At 37.2% G+C, this 10,476-nt stretch carries 13 protein-coding genes; 12 read left to right on the top strand and 1 reads right to left on the bottom strand.

The window, feature by feature from the left end:
* Nucleotides 1–208: 208 nt before the first annotated feature.
* Nucleotides 209–502: a hypothetical protein gene (locus tag ACKI4K_RS07580; RefSeq protein WP_407423834.1), complete on the top strand. Its 294-nt coding sequence runs from the start codon at nt 209–211 to the stop codon at nt 500–502.
* 4 nt (nt 503–506) lie between these two features.
* Nucleotides 507–896 (top strand): type II toxin-antitoxin system VapC family toxin, encoded by a 390-nt coding sequence (locus ACKI4K_RS07575; RefSeq protein WP_407423832.1) that lies wholly within the window; start codon nt 507–509, stop codon nt 894–896.
* Between the two features lie 298 nt (nt 897–1,194).
* Here the strand turns inward: ACKI4K_RS07575 and ACKI4K_RS07570 are convergent, their stop codons facing one another.
* Nucleotides 1,195–2,337, bottom strand: coding sequence for a pyridoxal-phosphate-dependent aminotransferase family protein (locus ACKI4K_RS07570; protein WP_407423830.1), 1,143 nt, complete (start codon nt 2,335–2,337; stop codon nt 1,195–1,197).
* 179 nt (nt 2,338–2,516) lie between these two features.
* Here ACKI4K_RS07570 and ACKI4K_RS07565 point away from each other — a divergent pair, with 179 nt between their 5' ends.
* The 10 genes from ACKI4K_RS07565 to ACKI4K_RS07520 all read left to right on the top strand — a co-directional run.
* Nucleotides 2,517–3,170, top strand: coding sequence for a YczE/YyaS/YitT family protein (locus tag ACKI4K_RS07565; RefSeq protein ID WP_407423828.1), 654 nt, complete (start codon nt 2,517–2,519; stop codon nt 3,168–3,170).
* Nucleotides 3,171–3,353: 183 nt separating this feature from the next.
* Nucleotides 3,354–4,073, top strand: a complete 720-nt coding sequence (locus ACKI4K_RS07560) for a 6-hydroxymethylpterin diphosphokinase MptE-like protein (protein WP_407423826.1) — start codon at nt 3,354–3,356, stop codon at nt 4,071–4,073.
* Nucleotides 4,074–4,109: 36 nt separating this feature from the next.
* Nucleotides 4,110–5,219 carry an ORC1-type DNA replication protein gene (locus tag ACKI4K_RS07555; protein ID WP_407423824.1) on the top strand — a complete coding sequence of 370 codons (1,110 nt, stop codon included), beginning with the start codon at nt 4,110–4,112 and terminating at the stop codon, nt 5,217–5,219.
* Between the two features lie 384 nt (nt 5,220–5,603).
* Entirely contained in the window at nt 5,604–6,026 is a 423-nt protein-coding gene (locus tag ACKI4K_RS07550) for an archease (protein ID WP_407423822.1), read from the top strand.
* A gap of 34 nt (nt 6,027–6,060) precedes the next feature.
* Nucleotides 6,061–6,381, top strand: a complete 321-nt coding sequence (locus tag ACKI4K_RS07545) for a hypothetical protein (protein ID WP_407423820.1) — start codon at nt 6,061–6,063, stop codon at nt 6,379–6,381.
* A gap of 324 nt (nt 6,382–6,705) precedes the next feature.
* The gene (locus ACKI4K_RS07540) at nt 6,706–7,011 is read left to right on the top strand and encodes a hypothetical protein (protein WP_407423818.1); all 306 of its coding nucleotides are present in this window, start codon (nt 6,706–6,708) and stop codon (nt 7,009–7,011) included.
* Between the two features lie 109 nt (nt 7,012–7,120).
* Nucleotides 7,121–8,569 (top strand): RtcB family protein, encoded by a 1,449-nt coding sequence (locus ACKI4K_RS07535; protein WP_407423816.1) that lies wholly within the window; start codon nt 7,121–7,123, stop codon nt 8,567–8,569.
* 5 nt (nt 8,570–8,574) lie between these two features.
* Nucleotides 8,575–9,333 carry an S-methyl-5'-thioadenosine phosphorylase gene (gene mtnP, locus ACKI4K_RS07530; RefSeq protein ID WP_407423814.1) on the top strand — a complete coding sequence of 253 codons (759 nt, stop codon included), beginning with the start codon at nt 8,575–8,577 and terminating at the stop codon, nt 9,331–9,333.
* A gap of 24 nt (nt 9,334–9,357) precedes the next feature.
* Nucleotides 9,358–9,678 carry a NifB/NifX family molybdenum-iron cluster-binding protein gene (locus ACKI4K_RS07525; RefSeq protein ID WP_407423812.1) on the top strand — a complete coding sequence of 107 codons (321 nt, stop codon included), beginning with the start codon at nt 9,358–9,360 and terminating at the stop codon, nt 9,676–9,678.
* Between the two features lie 95 nt (nt 9,679–9,773).
* On the top strand, nt 9,774–10,476 hold a 703-nt coding region (locus ACKI4K_RS07520), incomplete at its 3' end, for a class II glutamine amidotransferase (protein ID WP_407423810.1).

Genomic DNA, 10,476 nt, shown 5'->3' with positions numbered 1-10,476 from the left:
TTTTGTACAAATAATTTATATACATGCTTAAATTTATATATTAATGTTTAATTTAATTTATTTAATTGATTGGAGTTTAATTAATTGTTGTTATTTGAAACCGAGAGTTTATATAGTATGTATTACTAATTTAATAATAAGTAATACTTTGATGATATGATTTAATAACTTGCTTTTTAATACTATTAATTAAAGGGGGTTGTTTTCATTGTCAGAGTTTAACATTAATGATATTGGTGATGAAATGTTAAAAGAAAGATTAAAAAAGAAAGCATCTGAATTAGGGATTTCTGAAGGAGAATTAATTGACCAACTTATTTTAACTGGATTGGATGATGGTGAATATGATGGTGGAAAATATACTTCTAATCTGTCTAATGAGGAGCGCATTCGTAGGCTTAAAAATGCCTATGATGCGGATATAGAAAAAGGAATGAAAAACAATCAGGGTAATTTTGAAGAATTGATTCGACTTGTTAAATTAAGGAATATGCAGGGTTGATTTCATGATTTTTTTAGATACTGGATTTCTTTTTGTATTATTGAATTCCTCCGAAAAATTTCATGAAAATGCCATTGAGATATATGAGTTTTATCGAAAATTAAATTCAATTAAAGTTATTAATAGTGTTGTTCTTACTGAAATTCTTAATAAATCACATAAATTAAATTTATCCTCATCAGAAATTTTCGATGTTCTTAAAAAGGATACTAAAATTATATATTTATCATATAAAGATTTTTTAGAAGCATTAAATTTGAATATGTTATATGGTGGTGCGATTAACTATTCGGATTGCACTATTCTTAAAACAATGCAAGATTTGGGCATTAACAATATTTTGAGTTTTGATTCGGATTTCGATAAAATCAGGGGCATTGAAAGGATCCATTAGTAATACTTTCAACACTTATAAGACATACATTTCAAGTGTAACTTTTCAGTTATAATGCGTTTACATTTTTTCCAGAGGTGTGTTTCAAGTGTAACTTTTATCTTATCACTTATAAGTAAACTAATTTAGACATTCATTTCAAGTGTAACTTTTCACATATCATTTATAACTTATACCAAAGAGGTGCATTTCAAGTGTAACTTTTCACTTATTACTTATAAGTAATATATTTTTTACAAAATCAGCATATTATAACTTATAACCAATCAAAAAAATCAAAAAAATAAGAAAGTCAGAATCATAAGTATGATTCTGCAATTGATGCCACACCCGCGCCGGCATCGTCAATTACACCTAAACCTTTCAAGGTCATTCCAATGGCTGCAAAGGTTTGGGTCAATTCCTTGTAGGAAATATTTCCCATGTGTCCGATTCTGAAAATGTTTCCCTTCAAGTGGTCTTGTCCTCCTGCAAGTTCAACGCCGTATTTGTCACGGGTTGTTCCTCTGAAGTCTGCATCAGCAATTCCTTCAGGCATTTTGACTGCAGTAACGGTTGCTGATGAAACAGCTTCGTCTGCGAATAATTCCAAGCCTAAAGCTTTGACAGCATCTACACTGGCTTTTGCTGCTTTGTGGTGGCGTGCAACCCTGTTGTCGAGGCCTTCCTCCATAATCATTTTCAAAGCTTCGTTCATGGCGTATGTCAATGATACTGAAGGGGTGTACGGGGTTTCAGGTGGGACTTTGTTTCCGCTTTTTCTTGCAGCTTTCATATCCAGATAGAAAGTGTTGCTTTCTATTTTATCAACGGCAGCCCATGCTTCGTCACTTAAGGTGATTGCGGCCATGCCCGGTGGTGCAGCCAGACATTTTTGTGATCCGGTAAAGCACACGTCGATTCCGAATTTTTCAACGTTCACTTCATCTCCCGCAAGGGATGATACTGTATCCACGATGTATAGTGCGTCATAGTTTTTCATTACCTTACCTATTTCCTCGATAGGTGCGGCCACACCGGTGGAAGTTTCATTGTGAATCACGGTTACTGCTTTGATGTCTTCGTCTTCATCCAATGCTTCGGCGATTGCTTCAGGAGTTACTGCAGTTCCCCATTCGACTGCCAGTTCTTTGGTTTCGATTCCGTGGGCTTGGGATATCTTCAGGAGACGTTCCCCGAATTTTCCACCCACTACATTCAATATCTTTTCGCCCGGAGCAACGGTGTTTGCAACAGCCGCTTCCATAGCTGCAGTTCCAGATCCAGTTAATAAATAAGAGTTATTTGGTGTTTGGAAAACTTTACTCATTAATTCAGTAGTTTCAGTTAATATTTCACCGTATTTAGCGCCCCTGTGATTTACAACAGCCTTTGTCATGGCACTGAGCACTCTCTGATGTACTGTTGTAGGTCCAGGAAGCATTAACAAAATATCATTCATTATCATATCCTCCATGTTAAAAAGATTTAGCATTTCTAAACCTAATTTAATATTTATTTTAATGCTTTTTATATATTATTATCGGCAATTTTTTTTGCCGGTGGAGGTTATTATTTTCAGTTAGATTAATCTGTTATGTGAATCATATATTGATATGGGCCTAAATTGGATGTGTGATTATGATTCGGAGGATTTGTTCATTTGTCATCGGTTTGTTCATAATGTCGGTGGGGGTGGCATTTTCAATCTACTCCACATTAGGAACAACTCCGATAAGCTCCATTTCCTATGCTCTGGCATTGATCACTAACATCAACATCGGAATAACCACATTCCTTTTCAATGCGGCTTTGATTTTGATTCAGCTGCTTATTCTACGCTCAGGATTTAAAAAAAAGAGACTTCTTCAGTTAATTAACTGTGTGCTTTTCGGATATTTCACTGATTTGGCGCTTTATCTGGTTTCATTCGTCCCTTTCGACAATACCATTCCATTCTATTTGATCTATCTGGTCATAAGCATATGCCTTATCGCCTTTGGAATATTCGTCTACATGCCGGCAGACATCGCACCCCTTCCGGGGGAAGGTTGCGTCGAGGCGATAGCAATTGTAACCGGCTGGAGATTTTCAACAGTTAAAATAGGATTTGACGCCACAATGGTAATCATCGCTTTGATGATGTGTGGTGTGTGGTATACCAACGTTTTTGCCGCCGTCAGCATCGGAACGGTAATATCTGCATTCATGGTGGGATTTACTTTGAGACAGATTTCCAATCTGTATTTCAAGCTGACCGGTAAGAGGGTCAATGTCGTTCACAAGGAAAATTAAATGTCGATTTTCATTGTTTTTTAGGGGAATTCAAATTCGATGCTAAAATAAATATATTTGGCATATTTCATTCTTTTTTTTTTAATTAATGGAGGTTATGCAAGTTTTTTTTTCAATTTTTTACTTTAAACCGATAAATTATTTAATCTATTACTTGCTAAAATATTATTGTGAGGTTTAAATATGGAATTTGGACTTTGGGAAAAATATTATAAAGAGATTCTTGATGATTTCGGTTTTTCAAGAAGCGGCGATGAAAACTCAGCAAAGGTGCTTGATGAAATATTGTCAGAGGAAGGATGCCTTACATTGGATGACTTAAGCCAGATTGTAGGCTTTTCAGACAAATACATAGTATTCGGCGCAGGACCTTCCCTAAAGGAGCACATCATATATCTTAAAGAAAATTATGACTTAAGGGATTACGTCTTGGTTTCAGCAGACGGTGCAACAACCGCTTTGATTGAAGAAAGGATTTCTCCAGACATTGTAGCAACTGATTTGGATGGAAACATTGACGACATACTTCTCGCCAACCTGAGGGGTGCAAACATTGTAGTCCATGCCCATGGGGACAATCTTGATGCTGTCGTCAAGTACACTTCATTTTTCAACAATGTTCTGGGAACAACACAGGCGCAGCCTGTGGGAAACATCTACAACTTCGGCGGATTTACCGACGGCGACAGGGCAATATTTTTGGCTGTTGCATTGGGTGCAAGCGAAATCACATTGGCTGGAATGGATTTCGGCGACATCGTAACCAAATACTCAAGGCCAAACCTCGAAACAGATCTGGCGGAAGCGGACGAGTTCAAAAAGAAGAAGCTGATGTATGCTGCCGAATTGACCCAGTGGATAATTGACAATGAAAATGCAGATGTCATTAACTTGTGCGAATAATAATTGATTTATAATAGTTAAAATAAAGTAGATAACATGGGAATTGAAGATATTTTAATGTATGATGAAAGTCTTTTTCAAAACATAAATGCTTTTGATCCGGATTACGTGCCTCCTAATTATAATTTCAGGGATACTCAAATGGAAGCAATGGCGATGTCAATACGGCCTGCCATGAGGGGAGGCCAACCGTCAAGCGCAGTTATTTTGGGCTCGCCGGCAACAGGCAAGACAACAGCAGTTAGAAAAGTATTCGAGCTTGTTGAAAAAAGCACAGAAAAAGTCATATGTGTTTATATCAACTGCCAAATTCATACAACTCGTTTTGGACTATTTTCCCAGATTTACAAAAAGATTTTTGGACATATCCCTCCCGAAACGGGCGTTCCATTTTCAAGAATCTATGACCAAATTATGAAGGAGCTTCAAAAAACCGGAAAGGGATTGGTAATTGCATTCGATGATGTCAATTATCTGTTCCAGAGCAAGATTGCCAACAAGGTATTCTACGATATCTTAAGGGCATATGAGGAATATCCTGGTGTCAGGACATCAATTTTTGCAATTCTCTCTGATTTGGAATTCAAATATGCTTTCGATAAAAATGTCAATACCGTTTTTATTCCCCAGGAAATTCATTTCCCGCTTTACTCCTACAGCGAAGTGGAGGATATCCTAAGGGACAGGGTAAAGGCAGGATTTTACCCGAATGTTTTAGGCGATGAGATATTGGAGCAAATTGCAATGTATACCTATGAAAACGGCGACCTGAGAATAGGAATCAGGCTATTGAATAGCTGCGGAAACATTGCAGAAGCTGATGCCAGTCGTGAAATCACTCAAAAGCACTATGATGAGGCCATTGATTCATTAGTGTCAATCAATATTTCTGAAACCATCAAGGCACTAAGCGATCAGGAAAAAGAGCTGCTGAGAATGATAGTCAGTTATGATGGAGTATGTCCTGCTGGAGAAATTGCCGAAAGCTATAAGGAAAAAACCAAGTCTAGCTATGCTTCATTCAACAGGTCTTTGGAAAAATTAGAATTTGTAAGGCTAATAGACACTAAATTTACAGGAAAAGGGGTTAGGGGAAATTCTCGTGAAATTATATTGCGTTTTAACCCCGATGATTACACCATCTAAATTTTCCTGGTATAAATGAGTTTCTGTTTCATTAGAGTGTATTGCATGGCATGCCACTATCTAATGCACAGCACTAAGGGTTTGGCATTGTATTTAAAAAATAAATAGGATCCAAGCTTAAATTATACTTGGAGTTTGTGCTGCAACAACAGAAACAACTGATAAAAGTAATGCAGCTATTACAAGTAGCATTACCATGCAAGATTGAGCATCATAGTCACTAAACAAAATTTCATCCTTTATTGAACTTTTTTTCCTTAAATCTGCTTGCTGTGTAGTATCTGTATCCCATAACATTTTAATCACTATACCTACTATAATAATATATGGATATAAAGAAAGTGCGAGAGAGCATTTGAAAACTAATATTTTTGAGGAAAGATCATGAAAAAATTTGAGTATTTTGATGTGACTGCCGACATTGGCCTTAAAGCTTATGGAAATACGTTAAACGAAGCCTTTGAAAATGCGGGATTGGCCATTTTTAATATAATATCAGACACATCAAATGTTGATTCAGAAATTTCCAAATCATTTGAAATCACCTCAACAGATGAAGTGGCTCTCTTATATGATTATCTTGAGGAGCTTCTCTTTTGCCATGAAATAGACTTTATGCTTTTCAGCGAATTTGATGTGGATATTTCAAAATCGGATGACGGGTATGATTTGAAGGCAGTAATTAAAGGGGAAGCTATCGATTGGGATAAGCATGAGCGCAAAAGCGAAATAAAGGCAATAACATTTCACATGATGGATGTTAAGAAAACCGACCGCTACGAGCTTCGGGCAATTGTCGATTTGTAATTTATATATAATATGACAGTCCATAAATACTAATATGAAACGAACTAGAACCCCCTCAAGAACTTTTGAAATGGTGATGGGTGCAATCGGGTCCATTATAGGAATGTTTTCAGGTTCTTTTCTAATTTTTATTGAAAGCTTTGGACAGGCACACATATCATTTTTGGGTATCATAGCTATCTTGGCTTCCATTTTAGGATTCATTTCAACTTATTATATAAGAAAAAGCCCTGATTTTGCGGGTGTAGGTTTCATCATTGCAACTATGTTTGTAATTGCTGGTGCAGACTACATAAATGTGATTAGCGCATTGTTCCTGCTTGCGGCTGGGGTCTTACTGTTGTTCAGAAAATAATTTTTACTTCATCCTGTTTTTTTGTTTTGAAAAACAACAAAATCTTTTTAAACTATTTGCCACATAATATTCCTTAAATTGGAATTTCAAGTCCATTTACTTTAGTTTAAAGTAAATATTCTCACGTGGGAACAACATTTCATTATAAAAGCAATTTTTCATGGTGAAATCAATGTTCGACTGGATAAATTATATATATTTGGCAAAAGTTTTGGCTGAAAGGATGATGAAGCATCCTTGCGCTTAGCAATTAGCAGGTTATACTATGGATTTTTCGGTATAGTTAGGCGATATCTCATTAATGTTAAAAACAGGTATCATTTGATGAAACCTAAACATAATGTGCATTCTGAGGCATACAAGGAATTGAAAAGTTCTAGTGACCCTACCGAAAATGAAATGGCTGAAATATTAAACAATTTGCGTGTTGTTAGAAACAATGCGGACTATGATGACAATGACGAATATGATTTAAATTTCTTCATTGAATTTTTGAATGAAAATAATTCAGATTTTATATATTTTATTTGGTGCCGTAAACTACTTAAAAAAGCATCCGAATTATTGTGGGGTTTGAATTTGAAGAGTAATAGTTTTGTTAGGCAATTGGATTGTGGATTTAAGATATGATTTCAAAGATATCTGCCTTATTGAAAAAATTGCAATGTTTATTCTGACTACCAAAACTTTATTTAAACATCACCCATAAATATTAAAACATAATAATTCAGTGATTTTTATGGCTATTAAAGATGAGATTAAAAAAGTTAGGGATAACGTTTATGAGATTCCGGGCTCCTACAACAAAAAGATGAGGGCTTCCGGAAGATTTTACATTGATGATGAAAGTTTCGAGGCTCTTGAAGAAGGAGCAGTCCAACAGATTGTTAATGTGGCTTGCCTTCCGGGCGTTCAAAGATACTCAATCGGACTTCCGGATATTCATTACGGTTATGGTTTTCCGATTGGTGGGGTTGCAGCATTCAGCCTAAGAAACGGTATCGTATCTCCAGGAGGGGTGGGATTTGACATCAACTGCGGAGTAAGATTAATCAAATCAAACTTGACTCTTGAAGACATTGAAGATAACCTGGATGAGCTTACAGAAAAGCTGTTTAAAAATATTCCATCAGGCGTTGGAAGCAAAGGTAGAATCAAGCTGGATGAAAACGAAATCAATGATGTGCTTGATTACGGCGCCGAATGGGCTGTCAATAATGGATATGGATGGCCTGAAGATTTGGAAGTGCTGGAGGAAAACGGAAGAATGGAGGATGCCGATTCAAGCATAGTTTCAGACAAGGCTAAAAAAAGAGGAATTCCACAATTGGGTTCTCTAGGTTCAGGAAATCACTTTCTTGAAATTCAAATAGTTGATGAAATCTACAATGAGGAAGTCGCTGAAGTTTACGGCCTTAAAAAGGGAATGATTGTAATCATGATTCATTCAGGTTCCAGAGGATGCGGACATCAGGTATGTTCCGATTACTTGAGGGTGATGGATAAGGCCTATAAAAAATACAAAATCAGCCTTGATGACAGGCAATTGGCTTGCGCTCCGCTTGATTCAAAAGAAGCTCAAAACTATATTCAGGCAATGGCGGCTGCGGCTAATTATGCCTGGGCAAACAGGCAGATGATGACTCACTGGGTTCGCGAAACCTTTGAAGACGTTTTGGGAAAATCCGCAAAGGACATGGAAATGGGCATTGTTTATGATGTGGCTCACAACATCGTCAAAATGGAAACCCATAAAGTATACAATCGTGAAATGGATGTGTTGGTTCACAGAAAAGGAGCCACCCGTGCATTCGGTCCCGGAAGAGAAGAAATTCCTGAAAAATACAGGGCTGTCGGACAACCGGTATTGATTCCAGGCACAATGGGAACCGCTTCATACGTATTGCATGGAACTGATGTTGCAATGGAGGAAACATTCGGTTCAACCGCTCACGGTGCCGGAAGAGTGTTGTCAAGGTCCAAAGCCAAAAAAGATTTCTCTGCTGATGAAATCACTGAAGACATGGAAAAAAGAGGAATCAGAATCAAGGCAACCAGTAAAAATGTGATTGCCGAAGAGGCTCCTGGCGCTTATAAGGATGTGGACAGTGTTGTCCGCGTATCAGACAGCACTGGAATTGCCAAATTGGTTGCAAAGGTTAAACCGCTTTCAGTTTGTAAAGGGTAGTTAATATGATTGGCATTATCGGTGGAAGCGGAGTATACGAAATCACTCAAAAGGCAGACAAGTGTGTGGAAAAGCTAGTCAAAACAGACTATGGGGAAGTTGAAGTATCCATTTTAGATATCTTTGACAAAAAGGTAGCATTTATCCCGCGCCATGCATCAGGACACAGCATTCCGCCTCACAAAATTAATTATAGGGCCAATATTGATGCATTAAAGACAGTCGGCGTTACAAAGGTGATAGCCACAAACTCTGTCGGGTCCATGAATCTGGAAATGCCTCCTGGTTCATTTGTCATTCCGGATGACTTTCTTGACTTCTCACAGAATAGGGTTAAAACGTTCTTTGAGGATAAGGTAGTTCATATTGACGTCACCGAACCCTATTGCAGCTATCTGAGGGATGTGCTAAACGAATCCGGTGAGGTAATCCTTGGAGGAACCTATGTGTGCACTGAAGGGCCAAGATTTGAGACACCTGCCGAGATCAAAATGTTCAAAATGCTTGGAGGGGACCTGGTCGGCATGACTGGGCTTCCTGAAGTCACACTGGCCCGTGAGAGGGAGATGTGCTATAATTCAATATGCATCGTGTCAAACTATGCATCAGGGATTTCAGAAAATAACCTGACAATCGATGAAGTCTTCGAAATGGTTGCCGAAAAGGAGCTTGACCTACTTGAACTGATATATAATTTCATAAAAAATGTGGATGATTCACTAGATTGCATCTGCAATCATGCATTAGATGGAGCTGAAGTTTAAAGTATATAATTATGGGGTGTTAAATTGAGAATTGCGATAGTGTCTTCCGATGGGGAAAATGTGGATCTGCATCTCGGACGCGGAAAGTCAGTATATGTCTATGACTATCTGGATGAGGTCAGCTTTGTTGAAAGAAGGGATGTTGAAATAGCTGAAGATGCAAAGCATCAGGGTGGCAAGGTTATCAAAGCCTGCAGTGATTGCGATGTATTAATTGCTGTTCAATATGGTTTCAAATCCAAAATCAAGGCAGAAGATGCAGGAATCAAACTGGTAATGGATGAAGGTCCTGTCTGTGATGTTTTAAAAAGATACATTGACCATGTCAATTTCATGAAAAACTGACTTTTTTTGAAAATCTTTAAATAATATAAGGTATATAACAATTGTTATTACAATATAACAATTGTAATATTTATTCAATAACGGGAGGGCATTGTATGTGTGAAATTTTTTGTTTTAATTCTAATACGCCAAAACAAGTAAACAAATGTTTAGAATGTTTTTATAATCACTCAGAAAACCATCCTCATGGATGGGGGTTGGCTAATATGCAATCCGATGAATTTGTTATAGATAAAGAACCAGTAAAAGCAGCATGTAGTCAACATTTGAAAGACATATTATCAAATCCTGTTGTTGGAAAAAACGTATTCGCTCATATCAGATTGGCGACAGTAGGCGAAATAATATCTCCAAATTGCCATCCCTTCACTGAAGCTGACGATAATAACAGATCCTGGATGCTGATACATAACGGCACAATATTCGATTATCCTGAATTGGACAAATACAAGGATAAGGAAAACGGGGATACTGATTCCGAGCGAATACTCCTGTATATTATTGATAAGGTCAACGAATTTGAAAGGAGCAAAGGAGCAATATCAACCATCAAGGAGAGGTTTGAGCTGTTGAACGAAATCATAGCTGACCTGTCAAAAGGCAACAAATTGAACTTAATGATTTTTGATGGGGATTTGACTTACATACATTCAAACATGAGGAATTCCCTGTATTATTTGAAAAATGATGATGGGTTTTTGGTTGCTTCAACCCCTCTGAGTGACGATGAAGACTGGAAACCTGTCGAGTTGAATAAGCTATTCGCTTTGATTGACGGGAATATAATTTTCGAAAGCG

Origin of the sequence: Methanobrevibacter sp. (assembly GCF_045644645.1) — an archaeon.
Lineage (GTDB): Archaea > Methanobacteriota > Methanobacteria > Methanobacteriales > Methanobacteriaceae > Methanocatella.
Note: the sequence above shows the minus strand (reverse complement) of the source record. Positions and strands in the feature narration are given on the sequence as shown.